Source organism: Streptacidiphilus jiangxiensis (assembly GCF_900109465.1).
In the GTDB taxonomy this organism is placed as follows: Bacteria; Actinomycetota; Actinomycetes; order Streptomycetales; family Streptomycetaceae; genus Streptacidiphilus; species Streptacidiphilus jiangxiensis.
In genome coordinates this window covers 391,328-410,891 of the sequence record NZ_FOAZ01000004.1, presented here as the reverse complement: position 1 = coordinate 410,891, position 19,564 = coordinate 391,328, and the positions used below count along the sequence as shown (strand labels likewise).

Below are 19,564 nucleotides of genomic sequence, written 5' to 3'. Positions count from 1 at the left end.
CGTCGGCCGGGGGCTCCTTCGTCTGTGGATCAGATCTGGATGCCCGCCATGCGCTTCCACTCGTACTCGCCCGTCTTGACCTTCAGGCCCAACTCGCCCTCGAAGCTGTCGTGGCGGGTGACACCGGACAGCTCCACCGCGCGCTCCGCGACGGCCATGGACGGGGCGACCTGGTCGCCCCACTGGCCGTCCGCGCCCACCAGGGCGATGCGGGTGGCGATCTTGCCGACGTACTCGACGACGCCGTCCGCAGTGCCACCGTGCTCGGCGGCGAAGGCCTTGACGTTCTTGGCGATCCGCTGCGCGCGCTTCTCGTCCCGGGGGGAGAGGACGGCGGCGGTGGTCTCTTCGGTGGTCATGAACAGCAGATTACTCAGGGGTACGCCGACATACGACCGGGCCCCGATGTGCGTTATTGCACATCGGGGCCCGGTCGAGAAAACGGTGAGGGCTACTTCAGGCTCGCCTACTTCAAGAACGGGTCGATCGCGATCTCGACGAAGAGCAGCGTGAGGTAGGTGATCGACCAGTGGAACAGCCGCATCTCCTTCAGCTTCGCGCCCACCACTCCGGCCTTGGCGCGGGCCAGCAGGCCGTGCGCCTCCTTCAGCCACAGCGCGCCCAGCGCCACCGCCGTGACCGGGTAGACCACGCTGGTGTGGCCCAGCGGCCACAGCGTCAGCGAGACGGCGACCATGACCCAGCTGTAGGCGACGATCTGCTTGGCGACCGCCTCGTTCGTCGCGATCACCGGCAGCATCGGCACGCCGGCGTTGGCGTAGTCGTCCTTCACCTTCATCGACAGCGGCCAGTAGTGCGGCGGCGTCCAGAAGAAGATGACGAGGAAGAGCACGACCGGCGGCCAGGCCAGCGAGTTCGTCACCGCGGACCAGCCGATGAAGACCGGCATGCAGCCGGCGATGCCGCCCCAGACGATGTTCTGCGCCGTCCGGCGCTTCAGCCCCATCGTGTAGACGACGACGTAGAAGAGGAGGGCCGCCAGCGACAGCGCCGCGCTCAACGGGTTGACCAACGCCCAGAACCACAGCGTCGAGCCGATCGCCAGCGCGATGCCGAAGACCAGCGCCTCGCGCGGGGAGACCATGCCGGTCACCAGCGGGCGGCGCTCGGTGCGGGTCATCAACGCGTCGATGTCGCGGTCGATGTACATGTTGAGCGCGTTGGCACCACCCGCGGAGAGGTAGCCGCCGACGACGACCTCCAGCACGAGCAGCAGGTCGGGAACTCCGCGCTGCGCCAGGAACATCACCGGAACGGTGGTGATCAGCAGCAGCTCGATGATCCGCGGCTTGGTCAGTGCGATGAAGGCCCCGAGGCGGGCCGTCAGCGGCCGTTGCCCGGGGGTCCCCTCGACCAGACCGGCCGGACGGGATTCGACGGCGGTCACGAACACCCCTGGTTGATGAAGCTCAGCAGTACCACGCCACCTTAGACGTTCCATATCTCCGCTATTGCGGCGGGGGGCCGTGTCGGCACAAACCCCGTCGTCAGCAGGGTGAACGTGGGGCGAACGGTCATCGCAGCGCGTAACCGGTCTGCGTCGTTCAGCGGGAACGCACGCACGCATGAGCGGTAGGCTCGCGTTTGTAAAGCGGGTCAACGCTCTGTGCCCAGAAACCGCCGCCGTTGTCGGCTCCTGGCTCGAGTCGGAAGACGTTACGGAAGGAGCCCTGATTCAGGGTGAGCACGACGCCGAGTAACACCTTCGAATGGGACGAGCTCGACCAGCGCGCGGTGGACACCGTGCGCGTGCTGGCTGCGGACGCGGTCCAGAAGGTCGGAAACGGTCACCCCGGTACGGCGATGAGCCTGGCCCCGGCCGCGTACCTCATCTACCAGCGCTTTCTGCGCCACGACCCGGCGGACGCCCAGTGGGTCGGCCGCGACCGCTTCGTGCTCTCGCCGGGCCACACCTCGCTGACGCTCTACATCCAGCTCTACCTGTCGGGCTACGGCCTGACCCTTGCGGACCTGGAGTCGTTCCGCACCTGGGGCTCGCTGACCCCGGGCCACCCGGAGCACGGCCACACCGTGGGTGTCGAGACCACCACCGGCCCGCTGGGCCAGGGCGTCGGCAACGCCGTCGGCATGGCCATGGCCTCCCGCTACGAGCGCGGCCTGTTCGACCCGGAGGCCCCGCAGGGCGCCTCCCCGTTCGACCAGACCATCTGGGCCATCGTCTCCGACGGTGACCTGGAGGAGGGCATCGCCTCCGAGGCGTCCTCGCTGGCCGGCCACCAGAAGCTGGGCAACCTGGTCTTCCTCTACGACGACAACCACATCTCGATCGAGGGCGACACCGAGACCGCCTTCTCCGAGGACGTGCTCAAGCGCTACGAGGCGTACGGCTGGCACGTCCAGCGCATCGAGCCGTCGGAGTCCGGCGACATCGACGTGAACGCCCTCAACGACGCGCTGACCGCCGCCAAGGCCGAGACCGGCAAGCCGTCCATCATCGCGATGCGCACGATCATCGCCTGGCCGGCCCCGAACGCGCAGAACACCGAGGCCGCGCACGGCTCCGCGCTCGGCAAGGACGAGGTCGCCGCCACCAAGCGCGTGCTCGGCTTCGACCCGGAGCAGTCCTTCGTCGTCGAGCCGGAGGTGCTCGCGCACGCCCGCAAGGTCGGCGACCGCGGCGCCGAGGCCCACGCCGTCTGGGAGAAGCAGCTGGCCGACTGGCGCACCGCCAACCCGGCGCGCGCCGAGCTGTTCGACCGCGTCCAGGCGGGCGAGCTGCCGGAGGGCTGGGAGCGGTCCGTCCCCGCGTTCGAGGTCGGCTCCTCCGTCGCCACCCGCGCCGCGTCCGGCAAGGTGCTGCAGGGTCTGGGCAAGGTGCTGCCGGAGCTGTGGGGCGGCTCGGCCGACCTGGCCGGCTCGAACAACACCACCATCGACGCCTCCTCGTCGTTCCTCCCGGTCGGCAACCCGCTGCCGGAGGCGAGCCCGTACGGCCGCACGGTGCACTTCGGCATCCGCGAGCACGCCATGGGCTCGACGATGAACGGCATCGCGCTGCACGGGAACACCCGCATCTACGGCGGCACGTTCCTGGTCTTCTCCGACTACATGCGCCCGGCGGTCCGCCTGGCCGCGCTGATGAAGCTGCCGGTCACCTACGTGTGGACGCACGACTCCATCGGCCTCGGCGAGGACGGCCCGACCCACCAGCCGGTCGAGCACATGGCCGTGCTGCGCGCGATCCCGGGCCTGAACATGGTCCGCCCGGCCGACGCCAACGAGACCGCGGTGGCGTGGGAGGAGATCATGCGCCGCCACAGCGCCAACCCGGCCCCGCACGGCCTGGCGCTGACCCGTCAGGGCGTCCCCACCTACGCCCGCAACGAGGACACGGCCAAGGGCGGCTACGTCCACACCGAGGCCGAGGGTGGCGACGCGAAGGTCGTCCTCATCGGCACCGGCTCCGAGCTGCAGCTGGCCGTCGCGGCCCGCGAGGCGCTGCAGGCCGAGGGCATCCCGACCCGCGTGGTCTCGATGCCGTCGATCGAGTGGTTCGCGGAGCAGACCCAGGAGTACCGCGACAGCGTCCTGCCGCCGGCCGTCCGGGCCCGCGTCGCGGTCGAGGCCGGCATCGCGCTGACCTGGTACCGCTTTGTCGGCGACGCCGGCCGCGTCGTCTCCCTGGAGCACTTCGGCGCCAGCGCCGACGCCAAGGTGCTCTTCCGCGAGTTCGGCTTCACCCCCGAGCACGTGGTGGCCGCCGCGAAGGAATCTCTGGCTGCGGCCGGTAGCTGAACCAGACGTAACGCAGAGGAAAGAGCATCAACATGACTGACTCCCTGGCGCGCCTCAGCGACGAAGGCGTTGCGATCTGGCTGGACGACCTGTCCCGCAAGCGGCTCACCTCCGGCAACCTCGCCGAGCTGGTCCGCGACAAGCACGTGGTGGGCGTGACCACCAACCCGTCGATCTTCCAGAAGGCGATCGGCTCCGGCGACGGCTACGAGGCCCAGCTCGCCGACCTGGCCGTGCGCGGCGTCACCGTGGACGAGGCCGTCCGCATGATGACCTCCGCCGACGTCCGCGACGCGGCCGACGTGCTGCGCCCGGTCTACGACGCGAGCAACGGCCGCGACGGCCGGGTCTCCATCGAGGTGGACCCGCGCCTGGCCCACGAGACGGCGCCGACCGTCGCCGAGGCCAAGCAGCTGTGGTGGCTGGTCGACCGCCCGAACACCTTCATCAAGATCCCGGCCACGGTCGAGGGCCTGCCCGCGATCACCGCGGTGCTGGCCGAGGGCATCAGCGTCAACGTCACGCTGATCTTCTCGCTGGACCGCTACAAGGCCGTCATGGACGCCTTCCTGACCGGTCTGGAGCAGGCCAAGGCCAACGGCCACAGCCTCGCCACGATCGAGTCGGTCGCCTCCTTCTTCGTCTCCCGCGTGGACACGGAGATCGACAAGCGCCTGACGAAGATCGGCACCGAGGAGGCGCTCGACCTCAAGGGCAAGGCGGCCATCGCCAACGCCCGCCTGGCCTACGAGGCGTACGAGGAGGTGTTCAGCAGCGACCGCTGGAAGGCGCTGGCCGCCGCGGGCGCCAAGCCGCAGCGTCCGCTCTGGGCCTCCACCGGCGTCAAGGACCCGAACTACGACGACACCATGTACGTCGTGGAGCTGGCCGCGCCGGGCACCGTCAACACCATGCCGGAGGCCACCCTCGACGCCGTCGCCGACCACGGCGTGGTCCGCGGCGACACGGTGACCCCGAACTACGCCGACGCCAAGGCCGTGCTGGACCAGGTCGCCGCGCTCGGCATCTCCTACGACGACGTCGTCCAGGTGCTGGAGGACGAGGGCGTCGAGAAGTTCGAGATCTCCTGGAAGGAGCTGCTGGAGACCGTCCAGCAGTCCCTGGACGCGAAGGGCGGCGCAACGAAGTGACCGATCCCGCAGCGGTATCCGACGACCCCGTCCTCGACGACGTGGTGGCGGACGACTTCGGCGAGACCAACGTGTGGATCAACCCGCTGCGTGACCCGGCGGACCGACGGCTCCCGCGCATCGCGGGGCCGTCGGGCCTGGTCATCTTCGGTGTGACGGGCGACCTGTCGCGCAAGAAGCTGATGCCGGCGATCTACGACCTGGCCAACCGCGGCCTGCTGCCGCCGGGCTTCTCGCTCGTCGGCTTCGCCCGCCGCGACTGGGAGGACGAGGACTTCGCCCAGGTGGTGCACGACTCCGTCAAGGAGCACTCGCGCACGCCGTTCCGCGAGGAGGTCTGGCAGCAGCTGGCCAAGGGCATGCGCTTCGTCCAGGGCGAGTTCGTGGACAACGCGGCGTTCGAGAAGCTGCGCGAGACCATCGAGGAGCTGGACAAGGCGCAGGGCACGGGCGGCAACTTCGCCTTCTACCTGTCCGTGCCGCCGAAGTTCTTCCCGCAGGTGGTGCAGCAGCTCAAGGCCCACGGTCTGGCCGACCCGCCCAAGGGTTCCTGGCGCCGCGCCGTCATCGAGAAGCCGTTCGGACACGACCTCGCCTCCGCGCAGGAGCTGAACCAGGTCGTGCACGAGGTCTTCCCGCGGGACGAGGTCTTCCGGATCGACCACTACCTGGGCAAGGAGACGGTCCAGAACATCCTGGCGCTGCGTTTCGCCAACGCGATGTTCGAGCCGATCTGGAACCGCGGCTACGTCGACCACGTGCAGATCACCATGGCCGAGGACATCGGCATCGGTGGCCGTGCCGGGTACTACGACGGCATCGGCGCCGCCCGTGACGTCATCCAGAACCACCTGCTGCAGCTGATGGCGCTGACCGCGATGGAGGAGCCCGCCTCCTTCCACCCGAAGGCGCTGGTCGCGGAGAAGCTCAAGGTCCTGACCTCGGTCAAGATCCCGGACGACCTGGGCAAGCACACCGTGCGGGCGCAGTACGCGCACGGCTTCCAGGGCGGCGAGGAGGTGCCGGGCTACCTGGAGGAGGAGGGGATCAACCCCAAGTCCAAGACCGACACCTACGCCGCGATCAAGCTGGAGATCAACAACCGCCGCTGGGCGGGCGTGCCGTTCTACCTGCGCACCGGCAAGCGGCTGGGCCGGCGCGTCACCGAGATCGCGGTGGTCTTCCAGCGGGCGCCCTACCTGCCCTTCGACGCTGCGGCGACGGAGGAGCTGGGGCAGAACGCGCTGGTCATCCGCGTCCAGCCGGACGAGGGCGTCACGGTGCGCTTCGGCTCCAAGGTGCCGGGCACCTCGATGGAGGTGCGGGACGTGACGATGGACTTCGCCTACGGCGAGTCCTTCACCGAGTCCAGCCCGGAGGCCTACGAGCGACTGATCCTGGACGTGCTGCTCGGGGACGCGAACCTGTTCCCGCGCCACCAGGAGGTCGAGACGTCCTGGCGGATCCTCGACCCGATCGAGAAGTACTGGGACGCGCACGGCAAGCCCGCGCAGTACCAGGCCGGGACCTGGGGTCCGGCCGAGGCGGACGAGATGCTCGCACGAGACGGCAGGAGCTGGCGCCGCCCATGAAGATCGACCTCACCGACACCAACTCCAGCAAGATCAACGCGGCGCTGATCGACGCCCGCCGGGCCATCGGCACGGCGACCGTCGGCATGGTGCTGACCCTCGTCATCGTCACCGACGAGGGCAGCGCCTACGACGCGCTCAAGGCCGCCTCCGACGCCTCGCGCGAGCACCCCTCGCGCATCCTGGCCGTCATCCGCCGTCCGGGGCGCTCGCCCCGGGCACGGTCGCAGGCGCGCCTGGACGCCGAGGTCCGGGTCGGCTCCGACTCGGGCACCGGCGAGACGGTGGTGCTGCGTCTGCACGGCGAGCTGGCCGGTCAGGCCCAGTCCGTGGTGCTGCCGCTGCTGCTGCCGGACGCGCCGGTCGTGGTCTGGTGGCCGGAGAACGCCCCGGCGGACCCGGCCAAGGACCCGCTCGGCGCGCTGGCCCAGCGCCGGATCACCGACGCCGTCACGGCGGAGAACCCGGTGGACCAGCTGGCCGCCCGGGCCGCGTCCTACGCGCCCGGCGACACCGACCTGGCCTGGACCCGGATCACCCCGTGGCGCTCGATGCTGGCCGCCGCGCTGGACCAGAAGCACGTCACCGTCGACAGCGCGACGGTGGAGGGCGAGTCCTACAACCCCTCGACCGAGCTGCTGGCGCTGTGGCTGGCGGAGCGGCTCAGCATCAAGGTCGAGCGCAAGGTCAGCCAGGGCCCCGGCATCACCGCGGTGCGGATGCACACGGCGGACGGGGACGTCTGCCTGGACCGTCCGGACGGCCTGCTGGCCAAGCTGTCCATGCCGGGCCAGCCGGACCGGATGGTCGCGCTCAAGCGGCGCGAGACCTCGGAGCTGATCGCCGAGGAGCTGCGCCGTCTGGACCCGGACCTGATCTACGCGTCGGCGGTGCGGTACGGCGTGGAGAACCTCCACTCCACCTCCTCCACCCGCGAGGTCGTCGACGCGCCCGAGGCGGCCCCGGCCGCTCCGGCGAAGGCGGCGAAGAAGTCCACGGCTTCGGCGTCCCGGACGCAGAAGTGACGGCGCCGCAGCTGGTCGTGCACCGCGACAAGGAGCTCATGGCCCTTGCCGCGGCGGCACGGCTGATCACCCGGATCGTCGACGCGCAGTCCGCGCGCGGCTTCGCCTCGGTGGTGCTGACGGGTGGTCGGAACGGCAACGCGCTGCTCGCGGCCGTCGCCGCCTCCCCCGCCCGGGACGCGATCGACTGGTCGCGGCTGGACCTGTGGTGGGGCGACGAGCGGTTCCTGCCGGAGGGCGACGCCGAGCGCAACGACACCCAGGCACGCGCGGAGCTGCTCGACGCGGTCCCGCTGGACCCGGCCCGGGTGCACCCGATGCCGGCCTCCGGCGGCGCCTTCGGCACCGACGCGGAGGCGGCGGCCGCCGCGTACGCGGCGGAGCTGGCCAAGGCGGCCTCGCCGACCGACCGGGTGGCGGTGCCCAGCTTCGACGTACTGCTGCTGGGCGTCGGGCCGGACACGCACGTGGCCTCGCTCTTCCCGGAGCACCCGGGGGTGCGGGAGACCGAGTTGACGGTGGTCGGCGTGCGTGGCGCGCCCAAGCCCCCGCCGACCCGGGTCTCGCTCACCCTCCCGGCCATCCGCCACGCCCGCGAGGTCTGGCTGCTGGCCGCCGGTGAGGACAAGGCCGACGCGGTCGCCCTGGCCCTCTCCGGCCCGGGGCCGATCCTTGCCCCGGCCTCCGGCGCGGTCGGCCGCAGCCGCACCCTGTGGCTGCTGGACCGCGCGGCGGCCTCGAAGATCCCGCCCCAGCTCTACCCGCCGGACGTCGCGTAGGCGTCCTGCGTCAAGGGCCCGTCTCCCCCGCACCGGGAGACGGGCCCTTCGCCGTCCAGCGCCTCAGCGGCGACAAGGTGTCATGGATGTACACAGACGGTTGACGCAGTGCAAACTGCCCCGAAGCCCAGAAATCCGGAGATAATCCTTCCGCTCCTCTGTTCGACAATCGCAAGATCGGGGTGGGAATGCCACCGACCGCCGCTGTTCCGGCCGTGACGTCTCTGCCCGCACCCCGTCGGGTGAAACTGATGCCCCTGGTGGCGTTGATCTTCTTCAGCGTCTCCGGCGGTGCCTACGGCATCGAGGGGTTGTTCTCCACCTCCGGCCCCGGGATGGGCCTGCTGCTGATCGTGGTCACGCCACTGATCTACAGCATTCCGCACGCGCTGGTCTGCGCCGAGCTCGGCACGGCGATCCCCGTCGACGGCGGGTTCTACCACTGGGTCCGGCGCGGGCTCGGTGACTTCTGGGGCTTCCAGCAGGGCGTCCTGCGCTGGCTGTGCAGCTTCGTCGACATGGCCGTCTACCCGGTGCTGTTCACCAGCTACCTGCAGTCGATGGCCTCGGTCGTGGCACCCGGGCAGCACGTGCTGTTCCACCTCGGCAACTTCGCCTTCGACCTGAACTGGTTCATCTGCCTCGCCGTCATCGTCGTCTTCACGGCGGTGAACCTGATGGGCGCGGCCTGGGTCGGCGACTCCTCGGTGATCTTCGCGATCGTCTGCCTGACCCCCATGCTGCTGCTCAGCGTCGTCGGCTTCGTCCACCTGCTCACCCACGGCACCAACCCCGTGGGCGAACTGACCAGTGCCCCGAACCAGTCCACCTGGAACGCGTTCGGCGCCGGCCTCTTCCTGGCGATGTGGAACTACAGCGGCTGGGACAGCGTCTCGACCGTCGCCGGGGAGATGGAGAACCCGCGCAAGCACCTGCCCAAGGCACTGTCCATCTCGGTGGTCCTCATCGCCGTCGGCTACCTGCTCCCCTCGCTGGCCTCCCTCGCGGTCGGCGCGGACGGCACCGCCGGGTGGAAGAACTGGCAGAGCGGCTCTTTCTCCGACGTCGCCAAGGCCCTGGCCGGGCCGTGGCTGCAGATCACGGTGACGGTCGGCGGCATGTTCGCCTCGGTGGCGATGTTCTCGGCGCTGCTGGCCTCCAACGCCCGTCTGCCCTTCGTCCTCGCCGAGGACGGCTACTTCCCGAAGTGGGTGGCGAGGAAGAGCGCCCGGCGTCAGGTGCCGGTCGTCTCCATCGTCGGCTCCTCGGTGATCTACGCGCTGTTCTGCCTCAGCAGCTTCAGCAACCTGATCATCGTGGACGTCTTCCTCACCAACATCTCGCTGCTGCTCCAGGTCGCCGCGCTGATCGCGCTGCGCATCCGCGAACCGGAGCTGGAGCGGCCCTACCGCATCCCCGGCGGGGCGCTCTCACTCTCGCTGATCACCCTCAGCCTGACCGGCGTCTGCGCCTGGGCGGCGTGGCAGCAGTACGTCGCGAACGGCACCCAGGCGGTCACCTACTGCCTCTTCGCCGTCGGCGGCTCGACGCTGCTCTACTTCCCGCTGGCCTGGCGTCGGCGCCGCCGCGCGGCTGCGACGGCGGCGGAGCTGACGGCTGCCGAGCCGGAGAAGGTCCCGGTCTAGCCGAGACCGACCGCTCAGCGGCTCAGCGGCTCAGCGGCTCAGCCGCTCAGACGAGGAACCTGAGCACCCAGGTCAGGCCCAACTCCTCGGCCGTGGCACGGGACGCCTCCAGGAGGAGGGCGCGCTCCGCGCCCTCCGGCAGTTCCCCCGCGAGCGACATCTGCGCGGCGGCCACCTGCGGGCGGGCGCCGAGGGCGGCCCGCAGCTGGAGCGAGCGGCGCAGCAGCGGCGTCGGGTCCGCCTCGTAGTCGGAGAGATGGCGCACCACGTAGGACTCCAGGAGGAGGTCGCCCTCCTCGCGCGAGCGACGCAGCGCCTCGTCGAAGGAGGGCCGTGCCGCCGCGTCGTCCTCGTGGATGTTCTGCCGCAGCACTCCCTGCCAGAAGCTCCCCCAGCCGGCCGTCGCCGGGTCGTCCGCGGCGGACTGGAACGCCGACCCGGCGAGCGCGGCGTCGTCGTCACTCGGGGTGGGGTCGAACAGCAGGCGCGTGTAAGCGAGTTGGCCGCGCAGCAGAGGGGCGTGCGGCAGCGCGTCGGCTGCCGCCAGCGCGGCCGCCGGGTCATCCAGACGCCACCAGTTCCGCTCGACCAGGATCTGCGCCCGCAGCTCCGGCACACCCTCGCCGTCGGCGCCCGCCAACAGGCCGAGAGCGAGATCCCAGGCTCCGAGAAGCAGCAGCTGCCGGGCGGCAGGCACCGCAGCGTAGGTGGCGTCAGTTATCATGGCGCCTACCGTATGGATCTTCATGTAGGTGGTCAAGTGCACTACGTCGACTACTTGGGCAACGTGACCCGCTTCGCGGTCGAGCTCGTGAACACCGGTCACGCCGACGACTTGTCGGACGATTCGGCGGAGATGCTGACCCAGCACGGCATCGCCCGTCCCGATCGCACGGAGCTCACTCCGCTGCTCACCCTGCTCCGCGAGGCACTCGGACAGATCGCCGACGAGGCGTCACCGGCGGCCGTCGAGCTGCTGCTGAAGCGCTTCCCGCCGCAGATGCGCCTCTCCGACCACGACGGGGCCGGGGCCCCGCACATCCACTTCGCCGCCGACGGCTCCCCCGCCGTGCCGTGGATCGGGCGGACCGTCGCGGCCACCCTCGCGCACCTCGCCACCCGCGACCCCGGCCTGACGCTGGGCCGCTGCGCCGCCGAGGGCTGCCCGCACTTCTTCGTCGACCAGTCACGCAACCGCACCCGCCGCTTCTGCGGCAACGCCTGCGCGAGCCGGACCACCGTCGCCGCCCACCGGGCCCGGCGGGCGCAGCGCAGCGGCTGACGCTCAGGCTTCGAGGTCGTCCAACGCCGCGTCGAGGCGGTCGCGTTCGTCCGCGTGGGCGCGGGCGGCGAGGCGCAGGGCGCGGGCGGCGTGGGTGAGTTCCGGGGAGTCCGCGAGGGCGAGCGCGTCGGTCTCGGCCTGGGCGGCGCGCTTGTCGGCCAGGGCCCGGGCGGCGCGCAGCAGTTCGCGCAGGCGGGCCGGGTCGTGGAGATGTCCCAGCCAGAGATGGAAGGCCGGCGGTGGGTCGACCGGCGGCAGAGGCGTGTGGGCCAGCCGGCGGCGCAGGGCGTCCTCGCCGGAGGGAGTGAGCCGGTAGCGACGTCGCGCACCGAGTTCACCCGGGAGGGTGTCCACGGCGACGTGGCCGGACCGCTCGAGGTGGCGCAGCTCGGCGTAGAGCTCGGCCGAGGAGGGGCTCCAGAAGAAGTGGGCGAGAGTCAGCTCGGCCCACTTCTTCAGCTCGTAACCCGTCAGCTCCCTCCCGAAGGAGAGCAGCCCGAGGACGGCCCAGGCCGTGGCGGGCAAGGGCTCGACCGGTAACGGGTCAGAAGTCACCGGAGGCCTCCTCGGTACGGGAGTTGACATCCCGTCGGAGAGGCCTCCGGGCCGCACCGGTCAGATCTCGCCGCGGAGCTTGGCGAGCGCCTCGGCGAGGATCGCCTCGCCGTCGGCGTCGCTGCGACGCTCACGCACGTAGGCGAGGTGGGTCTTGTACGGCTCGGTGCGCGGCGGCGCGGGCGGGTTCTCCTCGTCCTGGCCGGCCGGGAAACCGCAGCGCGGACAGTCCCAGGTGTCCGGGATCTGCGCGTCCGAGGCGAAGCTCGGCTTCGTCTCGTGTCCGTTGGCGCACCAGAAGGAGATGCGGAGGCGCGGGGCGGACTCGCCACGCTCGGCCTCTCCCATCGGCCCGGCCCCGACCCTGCTGCCACGAATGGCGTTGCCACTTGCCACGGTCTGACTCCCTGCGTGATGGTGCGGTACTGCGAAAGTCGTCCCGGGTGGCGCTCCCCGGGCCAAGGTCGTCCTAGTGTACGGAACGCATAAGCGTCGCCCCACACCCTCTTCGGAGACGACCGTCACCCATGATAGGCGTGGTGGCGACGCTCCGTCAGAAGTCCTGACTTCACCCCGCTGAGCTGCGGTGACTCAGCCGTTCTTGGCCTTCATCAGCAGCGAGAGGACGATGATGCAGACGAACCAGCCGACGCCCATGAAGATGGTGATCCGGTCCAGGTTGCGCTCGGCGACCGCGGAACCACCACCGGTGGAGGACATGCCGCCACCGAACATGTCGGACAGGCCGCCGCCCTTGCCCTTGTGGAGCAGGACCAGGATGACCATCATCACGCTGAAGAAGATCAGCGCGATGGAGAAACCGAGGATCACAACCGGACCTATCTTTCGGGTGTGGAACGTGCTGGCGACAGGGCCCGGGCGACAAGCCCGGGCCCTATCACCTTAGGCGTGCGACATCCTAAGTGGAAAGCCGCTCGGGGCTGCAACATTCTCGACCAGGGCTTCGGCTACGAGACAGCCTGGTCGCGGTAGCGGACGATGCGGACGAACTCCTCCGCGTCCAGCGAGGCGCCACCGACCAGGGCGCCGTCCACGTCGGGCTTGGCCATGATCCCGGCCGCGTTGCTGCCCTTGACGGAGCCGCCGTACAGGACGCGGACGGCGTCGGCGACCGCCTGGTCGTACAGCTCGGCCAGGCGCACCCGGATCGCGCCGCAGACCTCCTGCGCGTCCTCGGGGGTCGCCACCTCGCCGGTGCCGATGGCCCAGACGGGCTCGTAGGCGATGACGATGGTGGCCACCTGCTCGGCCGGGACGTCGGCGAGGGCGCCGTCGACCTGGGCGAGGGTGTAGGAGACCTGGTTGCCGGCCTTGCGGATGTCCAGGCCCTCGCCGACGCAGAGGATCGGCGTGATGCCGTTGCGGAACGCGGCCTTGACCTTGGCGTTGACGATCTCCTCGTTCTCGCCGTGGTACTGGCGGCGCTCCGAGTGGCCGATCGTCGCGTAGGTGCACTTCAGCTTGGCCAGCATCGGACCGGAGATCTCGCCGGTGTAGGCGCCGGAGTCGTGCGCCGAGATGTCCTGCGAGCCGTACTTGATCTTCAGCTTGTCGCCGTCGACGAGGGTCTGCACCGAGCGCAGGTCGGTGAACGGCGTCAGCGCCGCCACCTCCACCGCGTCGTAGTCCTTGTCGGTGAGGGCGAACGCCAGCTTCTGGGTGTGGGCGATGGCCTCGAGGTGGTTGAGGTTCATCTTCCAGTTGCCGGCCATGAGCGGCTTGCGAACGATGTCGGTCATGTCAGGTATCACTTCTCCAGTGCGGCAAGCCCGGGGAGGGTCTTGCCTTCGAGGTACTCCAGGCTGGCGCCGCCACCCGTGGAGATGTGGCCGAACTTCGTCTCGTCGAAGCCGAGCAGGCGCACGGCCGCGGCCGAGTCGCCGCCGCCGACGACGGTGAAGGCGTCGGAGTCCAGCAGACCCTTGGCGACGGCGCTGGTGCCGTCGGCGAAGGCCGGGTGCTCGAAGACGCCCATGGGGCCGTTCCAGAAGACCGTCCTGGCGTCGGCCAGCTTGGCCGCGAACAGCTCCTCGGTCTTCGGGCCGACGTCCAGGCCCATCTTGCCGGCGGGCATGGCGTCCACGCCGACGACCTCGACGTCGTCGACGGGGGCCTTCGTCTTGAGGTCCGGGAACGTGGCGGAGACGCGCGCGTCGACGGGGAGCACGAACTCCACGCCCTCGCGCTCGGCCCGGGCCAGGTACTCCTTGACGACCGCGATCTGGTCCTCCTGCAGCAGCGAGGTGCCGACCTGGTGGCCCTGGGCCGCGAGGAAGGTGAACATCATGCCGCCGCCGACCAGGATGCGGTCGGCCTTGCCGAGCAGGTTGTCGATCACGGCGAGCTTGTCGGAGACCTTGGCGCCGCCGAGCACGACCACGTACGGGCGCTCGACGTCCTCGGTCAGGCGCTTGAGCACACCCACCTCGGTGCCGATCAGCAGGCCGACCGCGTGCGGCAGGCGGGCGGGCAGGTCGTAGACCGAGGCGTGCTTGCGGTGCACCGCACCGAAGCCGTCGCCGACGTAGAGGTCCGCGAGGGCGGCGAGCTGGTCGGCGAACTCGCCGCGCTCGGCGTCGTCCTTGCTGGTCTCCCCCGCGTTGAAGCGGAGGTTCTCGATGACGGCCACCTGGCCGGGCTCCAGGCCGTTCACCGCGTCGTGCGCGGCCGGGCCGACGGTGTCCTGGGCGAAGGCCACCGGCTTGCCCAGCAGCTCGGCGAGCCGCTCGGCGGCCTGCAGCAGCGAGAACTTCGGGTCGGGCTCGCCCTTCGGGCGGCCCAGGTGCGAGGCGACGATCACCTTGGCGTCGGCCTCGACGAGCTTGACGATGGTCGGCAGCACGGCACGGATACGGCCGTCGTCGGTGATCAGGCCGTCGGACATCGGCACGTTGAGGTCGGCGCGGACGAAGACGCGCTTGCCGGCGACGCCGGGGCCGGCGATCAGGTCGTCGATGGTCTGCATGATCGGGCTGAGTCCCTTTTCTGCTTCGTGGAGTGGGCGTTGATCGGTGACACGCACACAGGGTCCGGACGATACCGTCCGGACCCTGTCTGCTTCACACTGGCTTATCCGACTTCGTACTCGTCAGCCGCAGCTCAGAGCTGGTCGCCGACCGCGACGGTCAGGTCGACGAGACGGTTGGAGTAGCCCCACTCGTTGTCGTACCAGCCGAACACCTTGACCTGGTTGCCCTGGACCATCGTCAGCGGCGCGTCGAAGATGCAGGAGAAGGGCGAGTTGACGATGTCGCGGGAGACGATCGGGTCCTCGTTGTAGTGGAGGATGCCCTTCAGCTGACCCTGCGCGGCCTTCTGGTAGGCGGCGTTGACCTCGTCCTTGGTGACCTCGCGCTGCAGGGTCACCACCAGGTCGGTGATCGAGCCGGTGGGCACCGGGACGCGCAGCGAGGTGCCGTCCAGCTTGCCCTTGAGCTCCGGCAGCACCAGCGCGGTGGCCTTGGCGGCACCGGTGGAGGTCGGGATGATGCTCAGGGCAGCGGCGCGGGCGCGGCGCAGGTCCTTGTGCGGGAAGTCCAGGGTGACCTGGTCGTTGGTGTAGGCGTGCACGGTCGTCATGAAGCCGGTGACGATGCCGAAGGCCTCGTGCAGGACCTTGGCCAGCGGCGCCACGCAGTTGGTGGTGCAGGAGGCGTTGGAGATGATGCTCTGCGTCGCCACGTCGAGCTTGTCGTCGTTGACGCCCATGACGATGGTGATGTCCTCGTCGGTGGCGGGAGCCGAGATGAGGACCTTCTTGGCGCCGGCCTGCAGGTGCTTCTTCGCACCGTCGGCCTTGGTGAAGATGCCGGTGGACTCGATCACGATGTCCGCGCCGAGCTCGCCCCAGGGCAGGTTGGCGGGGTCGCGCTCCGCGGTGACCTTGAAGGTCTTGCCATCGACGGTGATGGTGTCGTCCGTGTGGGTGACCTCGGCCTGGAAGGTGCCCAGGGTCGAGTCGTACTTGAGCAGGTGCGCCAGGGTCTTGGTGTCGGTGAGGTCGTTGACACCGACGATCTCGATGTCGGCGCCCTGGGACGCGATCGCTCGGAAGTAGTTGCGGCCGATTCGGCCAAAACCGTTGATGCCTACCCGGATCGTCACGAACCGATCTCCTCGCTGGTACGTCGGCCTTCGCCGGCCGACGAGCTGGAAATTTTGGGATGTCCCCGACCGGTTACGACCCTACCTCCGCAAGGTGTTCTTGAGCACATCCGACCGGCCCGTGGACAGGGGACTTTTGGCACTCTCTCCAGTTGCGAACAGGGGGATGCGTTCCGGTAGGGAACGCGCATGGGGCCGCGCGTCCAGGGCCGCCGTGAGGTGGCGGCGCAGCAGCGGGCCGAGGGGGCGGTCCACCCACCGGTTCAGCGCCGTGGCCAGCAGCAACGAGAAACAGAGGCCCGCTCCGACCGCCGGCAGCAGCCCGGCGCCGGGCAGCATCTTGAGCACACCGCGGGCCACCGGAACGCCGAGGCTCTGGTGCACCAGGTAGAAGGGATAGGTGAGCGCGCCCGCGTGGATCAGTACCCGGGAGCGCAGGCCCTTGAACGGGCCGGAACCGGCCAGCGCCAGCAGCACCAGGAATCCGGACAGCACGGCCGCGCTCACCGGCCAACTCGGGCTCGCCCCGCGTGCGGCGGGGACGGCGTGCTGGGCGACCCTGTCGTGCAGCACCGTCAGTGTGTAGCACCAGGCGAAGCCGGCCAGCAGCCACAACAGCAGGTCGGGCCCGAAACGGTGGATCAGGTAGAGAGCGATGCCGGTGACGAAGAGCCCCGCGTACTGGCTGAGCAGGAACTCGTCCAGCACCGCCGAGTGCAGCTCGCGGCCGATGGCGGCGAGGGTGAGCCAGAGGAACCCGAAGGCGACGGCGCGCCGGTAGGTCAGCCCGACCAGCAGCAGCCCGCCCATCAGCAGGTAGAAGCGGGCCTCCACCCACAGCGTCCAGGCCACGCCGTCGGTGGCCTGCAGCCCCAACGGTCCCGGAATCATCGTCAGATTTCCCAGGCTGGTGCGCAGATCGGTCGGGGCGCCCGAGTGCTGCCCGGCCACCCCGGCGAGGCTGCCCACGAGCACGATCAGGACGACGACCGCCCAGTAGAGCGGGAAGAGCCGGGCGATCCGGGAGACGGCGAACTGCGCGGGGGTGCGACCCCAGGCGCTCATGCAGATGACGAAGCCGCTGATCAGGAAGAACGCCTCGACACCGAGCCAGCCGTACCCGCTGACCGCGTGCAGCAGCGGGGCGGCCGTCGGCAGGTCGCGGCCGACTCCCCAGAAGTCGGGGGTCGGCGTGCCCAGGTAGTGGTAGGCGGCGACGCCGGCGGCGGCCAGCAGCCGCAGTCCGTCGACGGCGGCCAGCCGGGGGCGGGTGAAAGTGGGCATGACGAAGTACTCCTCCGGCGCGGACGCGGGGACGAGGGGTGGGGAGCGAGGTGGGCTACAGGCGGTTGCGTTCGAGCGCGCGGTAGCTGAGCAGCACGGCGGCCAGACCGAGCGCGAGCATGATCGCGGCGACGGTCCACTGCATCGGCCAGAGCTGGGCGGCGGGGTGGTAGATCTCGAAGGTGCGCGATCCGGCGGGACAGTCGCCCTCGGGACCGCACTGCGCGTAGGAGAGCCGATGGCCGTCGACGGTGACAACGCCGTCGGACATCAGCCAGTCGTCCGGACGCAGGTCGTAGCCGTGCGGCGGGAAGATCGTCCGGGCCGGCCAGAGGTGGCCCCGGATCGCTGTCAGCAGCAGCGCGAGGCCGCCGTATCCGGCCACGGTGGCGCCGATCGCCGGGAGCGTGCGCCGCCACAGTGCTCCGCAGAGCACCCCGACGGCGAAGGCGAGCAGCGTGCCGGCCGCCAGCAGCGGGCCGAAGGAGTTGAACAGCACCGGTCCGAAGCCGGACGACTCCGGGAAGACCGCCGGGCTGGAGGCCTGGATCAACCGGACGCCCAGCGCCGCCGCCACGAGGCCGGTCAGCAGTGAGGTCCCGCCGAGGACCAGCAGTTGGCCGGCGAGCCACCGGCCGCGGGTGACGGCCTGGGTCCAGGCTGTCCGGTGCGTGCCCTGTTCGTACTCCCTGGCCAACAGCGGCGCCCCCAGCAGCGCGCCGACCAGCAGCGGGACCGTCACCAGGGCGAGCTGCGCGTACAGGGCCGAACGCACCGCCCCGGTCAGGTCGAAGCCGAGCGCCTCGCAGGCGGTTGTCGCACGGGCGTCGCCGCAGTCGGCCCCGAACCAGTCGGCCTGGGAGGCGGCGACGGACCGGGCCGCGGTCAGCGTCCAGCAGGCGAGGACGAGCAGGCCCAGGCCGGTCGTCACGATCAGCCGCCGGTGACGGCGCAGGGCAAGCCCGGCCACGACGAGGACGCCGATGCGAGCGGGCTGCTCCTCGATGCGCCTCACCTTCAGCGGCACCAGCTGCCACGTGGGCGCGCTCATGCGATCAGCGCTCCCTGCGTCGCGTCGGGGCGCATGCCGGGGGCGAGCCAGCGGCCCGTCCCGGGCGCATGGAGGTAGCAGACGACGAGCTCGTCGAGGGTCGGGGCGTCGTCGCCCGGAGCGCCCGTCTCCTGCCGGACCAGGACGCGGCCGCCGTCCCGGTCGACGTAGCGGTGCGCGGCGAGCAGCTCGGACAGCTCGCCCGCCAGCCGGACCTGCCCGCTGTCGAGCAGGACCAGGTGGTCCACGACCTCGTCGAGGTCGGTGAGGATGTGGGTGGAGAGCAGCACGGTGGTGCCGTGGTCGGCGACGTCGGCCAGGAGCAGGCCGAGGACCGCGCGGCGCACCAGCGGGTCGAGCTCGGCGAGCGGCTCGTCCAGCAGCATCAGCTGCGGCGCCTTGCCGCGCACCAGCGCGAGGGCCGCGAGCGTGCGCTGCCCGCCCGAGAGGGCCCCGACCTTCGCGCCGAGCGGCACCCGGCCGAGGCGGAGCAGCTCCAGGGCCCGGTCCTGGTGCCAGCGGACGTTGGTCCGCCGCCCGGTCTCCAGCAGTTCCGCGACGGTCATCCGCGGGTACAGGCTGCGGTGCTGGTCCAGGAAGCCGACCTCGGGGAGTGCCCGGTCGCTCCCGGCGGACCGCCCCAGCACGGTGATCCGACCGGCGTCCGGGGCGACGAGGCCGGCAGCCGCCGACAGCAGCAGGCTCTTGCCCGCGCCGTTGGGCCCGACGAGTCCGCAGACCGCGCCTCGGGGCAGCCGCAGCGAGCAGGCGTCGAGGAGGGTGCGGCGCCGGTGGCGCACGGTCAGCCCGACCATCTCCAGGGCGGCGGTGCCGGGTATCACGCCGGCTCCCCGGCATCCGCGGTCCGGAACTGCCGGTCGACGGCGGCGGCCGTCAGCGCGAGCACGTCCTCGCGTTCGAGGCCCTGCTCGCGCGCCTTCGCGACCCAGGCGTCCAGCTCTCCGCGCAGCTCCTCGGCCGCGCCCTCGGCACGGCCGAGCGTGCCGACGACGAACGTGCCGAGGCCCTGCCGTGACTCGACCAGCCCCGCCCGCTGGAGCTCCTGGTAGGCCCGCAGCACGGTGTTCGGGTTCACGGCGGTGGCGGCCACGACCTCACGCGCCGTGGGCAGCTTGTCACCGGGCCGCAGCGCGCCGACCCGCAGGGCCTGCTCGGCCTGCTGCACGATCTGCTGGTAGGCGGGGATGCCACTCCCCTTGCGCACGCGGAACTCCATCGCTTGACCCCTTTCCCTAATTCATTAGGGAAAGTAGCACAAACAACAGGGGCGCGAGGA

The 19,564-nt window shown here is 70.6% G+C and carries 20 protein-coding genes; 7 read left to right on the top strand and 13 right to left on the bottom strand.

Going from position 1 to position 19,564, the window contains the following annotated elements; all coding sequences use genetic code 11:
- Positions 1 to 29 precede the first annotated feature (29 nt).
- Together BMY61_RS10740 and BMY61_RS10735 are read right to left on the bottom strand one after the other, a co-directional pair.
- The gene (locus BMY61_RS10740; RefSeq protein ID WP_042441525.1) at positions 30 to 359 is read right to left on the bottom strand and encodes a hypothetical protein; all 330 of its coding nucleotides are present in this window, start codon (positions 357 to 359) and stop codon (positions 30 to 32) included.
- A 107-nt stretch (positions 360 to 466) separates the two neighbouring features.
- Entirely contained in the window at positions 467 to 1,408 is a 942-nt protein-coding gene (locus BMY61_RS10735; RefSeq protein WP_042441933.1) for a heme o synthase, read from the bottom strand.
- A 293-nt stretch (positions 1,409 to 1,701) separates the two neighbouring features.
- Between BMY61_RS10735 and tkt the strand changes: the two genes are divergently transcribed.
- The 6 genes from tkt (at position 1,702) to BMY61_RS10705 (ending at position 9,970) form a co-directional block, all read left to right on the top strand.
- Positions 1,702 to 3,777, top strand: a complete 2,076-nt coding sequence (tkt, locus tag BMY61_RS10730; RefSeq protein WP_042441527.1) for a transketolase — start codon at positions 1,702 to 1,704, stop codon at positions 3,775 to 3,777.
- A gap of 32 nt (positions 3,778 to 3,809) precedes the next feature.
- Entirely contained in the window at positions 3,810 to 4,928 is a 1,119-nt protein-coding gene (gene tal, locus BMY61_RS10725) for a transaldolase (RefSeq protein WP_042441530.1), read from the top strand.
- 71 nt (positions 4,929 to 4,999) lie between these two features.
- Positions 5,000 to 6,520 (top strand): glucose-6-phosphate dehydrogenase, encoded by a 1,521-nt coding sequence (gene zwf / locus BMY61_RS10720; protein WP_042441934.1) that lies wholly within the window; start codon positions 5,000 to 5,002, stop codon positions 6,518 to 6,520.
- On the top strand, positions 6,517 to 7,545 hold the full coding sequence (gene opcA, locus BMY61_RS10715; protein WP_042441532.1) for a glucose-6-phosphate dehydrogenase assembly protein OpcA: 1,029 nt from the start codon (positions 6,517 to 6,519) through the stop codon (positions 7,543 to 7,545). The genes zwf and opcA overlap by 4 nt, the downstream gene beginning before the upstream one ends.
- Positions 7,542 to 8,324 carry a 6-phosphogluconolactonase gene (pgl, locus tag BMY61_RS10710; protein ID WP_042441535.1) on the top strand — a complete coding sequence of 261 codons (783 nt, stop codon included), beginning with the start codon at positions 7,542 to 7,544 and terminating at the stop codon, positions 8,322 to 8,324. The genes opcA and pgl overlap by 4 nt, the downstream gene beginning before the upstream one ends.
- A 251-nt stretch (positions 8,325 to 8,575) precedes the next feature.
- Positions 8,576 to 9,970 (top strand): APC family permease, encoded by a 1,395-nt coding sequence (locus BMY61_RS10705; protein ID WP_236655793.1) that lies wholly within the window; start codon positions 8,576 to 8,578, stop codon positions 9,968 to 9,970.
- 46 nt (positions 9,971 to 10,016) lie between these two features.
- Here the strand turns inward: BMY61_RS10705 and BMY61_RS10700 are convergent, their stop codons facing one another.
- Positions 10,017 to 10,694, bottom strand: coding sequence for a hypothetical protein (locus tag BMY61_RS10700; RefSeq protein WP_042441541.1), 678 nt, complete (start codon positions 10,692 to 10,694; stop codon positions 10,017 to 10,019).
- A 36-nt stretch (positions 10,695 to 10,730) separates the two neighbouring features.
- On the opposite strand from BMY61_RS10700, the gene BMY61_RS10695 reads away from it, so the two are divergent.
- The gene (locus BMY61_RS10695) at positions 10,731 to 11,252 is read left to right on the top strand and encodes a CGNR zinc finger domain-containing protein (protein ID WP_042441544.1); all 522 of its coding nucleotides are present in this window, start codon (positions 10,731 to 10,733) and stop codon (positions 11,250 to 11,252) included.
- A gap of 3 nt (positions 11,253 to 11,255) precedes the next feature.
- Here the strand turns inward: BMY61_RS10695 and BMY61_RS48335 are convergent, their stop codons facing one another.
- The 10 genes from BMY61_RS48335 to BMY61_RS10645 all read right to left on the bottom strand — a co-directional run bounded on the left by BMY61_RS48335 (position 11,256) and on the right by BMY61_RS10645 (position 19,504).
- Positions 11,256 to 11,807 (bottom strand): PadR family transcriptional regulator, encoded by a 552-nt coding sequence (locus tag BMY61_RS48335; protein WP_161791188.1) that lies wholly within the window; start codon positions 11,805 to 11,807, stop codon positions 11,256 to 11,258.
- Positions 11,808 to 11,867: 60 nt separating this feature from the next.
- Positions 11,868 to 12,203 (bottom strand): RNA polymerase-binding protein RbpA, encoded by a 336-nt coding sequence (locus tag BMY61_RS10685; RefSeq protein ID WP_075003839.1) that lies wholly within the window; start codon positions 12,201 to 12,203, stop codon positions 11,868 to 11,870.
- A gap of 195 nt (positions 12,204 to 12,398) precedes the next feature.
- The gene (gene secG / locus BMY61_RS10680) at positions 12,399 to 12,638 is read right to left on the bottom strand and encodes a preprotein translocase subunit SecG (RefSeq protein ID WP_042363812.1); all 240 of its coding nucleotides are present in this window, start codon (positions 12,636 to 12,638) and stop codon (positions 12,399 to 12,401) included.
- Positions 12,639 to 12,775: 137 nt separating this feature from the next.
- On the bottom strand, positions 12,776 to 13,567 hold the full coding sequence (gene tpiA / locus BMY61_RS10675; protein WP_042441548.1) for a triose-phosphate isomerase: 792 nt from the start codon (positions 13,565 to 13,567) through the stop codon (positions 12,776 to 12,778).
- Between the two features lie 8 nt (positions 13,568 to 13,575).
- A complete protein-coding gene (locus BMY61_RS10670) occupies positions 13,576 to 14,793 on the bottom strand; it encodes a phosphoglycerate kinase (RefSeq protein WP_042441550.1) in 1,218 nt (405 codons plus the stop codon).
- A 134-nt stretch (positions 14,794 to 14,927) separates the two neighbouring features.
- Positions 14,928 to 15,932 (bottom strand): type I glyceraldehyde-3-phosphate dehydrogenase, encoded by a 1,005-nt coding sequence (gene gap / locus BMY61_RS10665; RefSeq protein WP_042441552.1) that lies wholly within the window; start codon positions 15,930 to 15,932, stop codon positions 14,928 to 14,930.
- Positions 15,933 to 16,013: 81 nt separating this feature from the next.
- Positions 16,014 to 17,216, bottom strand: a complete 1,203-nt coding sequence (locus BMY61_RS10660; protein ID WP_082014631.1) for an acyltransferase family protein — start codon at positions 17,214 to 17,216, stop codon at positions 16,014 to 16,016.
- Between the two features lie 55 nt (positions 17,217 to 17,271).
- Complete coding sequence (locus tag BMY61_RS10655) at positions 17,272 to 18,267, bottom strand: ABC transporter permease (RefSeq protein ID WP_042441553.1); 996 nt, start codon at positions 18,265 to 18,267, stop codon at positions 17,272 to 17,274.
- Positions 18,264 to 19,109 (bottom strand): ATP-binding cassette domain-containing protein, encoded by an 846-nt coding sequence (locus BMY61_RS10650; protein WP_052438217.1) that lies wholly within the window; start codon positions 19,107 to 19,109, stop codon positions 18,264 to 18,266. The genes BMY61_RS10655 and BMY61_RS10650 overlap by 4 nt, the downstream gene beginning before the upstream one ends.
- Positions 19,106 to 19,504, bottom strand: a complete 399-nt coding sequence (locus tag BMY61_RS10645; RefSeq protein WP_042441555.1) for a GntR family transcriptional regulator — start codon at positions 19,502 to 19,504, stop codon at positions 19,106 to 19,108. The genes BMY61_RS10650 and BMY61_RS10645 overlap by 4 nt, the downstream gene beginning before the upstream one ends.
- Positions 19,505 to 19,564: the final 60 nt, after the last annotated feature.

What these genes read in the sequence shown, in the direction of transcription:
- BMY61_RS10740 (WP_042441525.1), bottom strand. Translation starts at nt 359, where the DNA reads ATGACCACCGAAGAGACCACCGCCGCCGTCCTCTCCCCCCGGGACGAG.
- tal (WP_042441530.1), top strand. Translation starts at nt 3,810, where the DNA reads ATGACTGACTCCCTGGCGCGCCTCAGCGACGAAGGCGTTGCGATCTGG.
- opcA (WP_042441532.1), top strand. Translation starts at nt 6,517, where the DNA reads ATGAAGATCGACCTCACCGACACCAACTCCAGCAAGATCAACGCGGCG.
- BMY61_RS10705 (WP_236655793.1), top strand. Translation starts at nt 8,576, where the DNA reads ATGCCCCTGGTGGCGTTGATCTTCTTCAGCGTCTCCGGCGGTGCCTAC.
- BMY61_RS10700 (WP_042441541.1), bottom strand. Translation starts at nt 10,694, where the DNA reads ATGATAACTGACGCCACCTACGCTGCGGTGCCTGCCGCCCGGCAGCTG.
- tpiA (WP_042441548.1), bottom strand. Translation starts at nt 13,567, where the DNA reads ATGACCGACATCGTTCGCAAGCCGCTCATGGCCGGCAACTGGAAGATG.
- BMY61_RS10670 (WP_042441550.1), bottom strand. Translation starts at nt 14,793, where the DNA reads ATGCAGACCATCGACGACCTGATCGCCGGCCCCGGCGTCGCCGGCAAG.
- BMY61_RS10660 (WP_082014631.1), bottom strand. Translation starts at nt 17,216, where the DNA reads ATGCCCACTTTCACCCGCCCCCGGCTGGCCGCCGTCGACGGACTGCGG.
- BMY61_RS10655 (WP_042441553.1), bottom strand. Translation starts at nt 18,267, where the DNA reads ATGAGCGCGCCCACGTGGCAGCTGGTGCCGCTGAAGGTGAGGCGCATC.
- BMY61_RS10645 (WP_042441555.1), bottom strand. Translation starts at nt 19,504, where the DNA reads ATGGAGTTCCGCGTGCGCAAGGGGAGTGGCATCCCCGCCTACCAGCAG.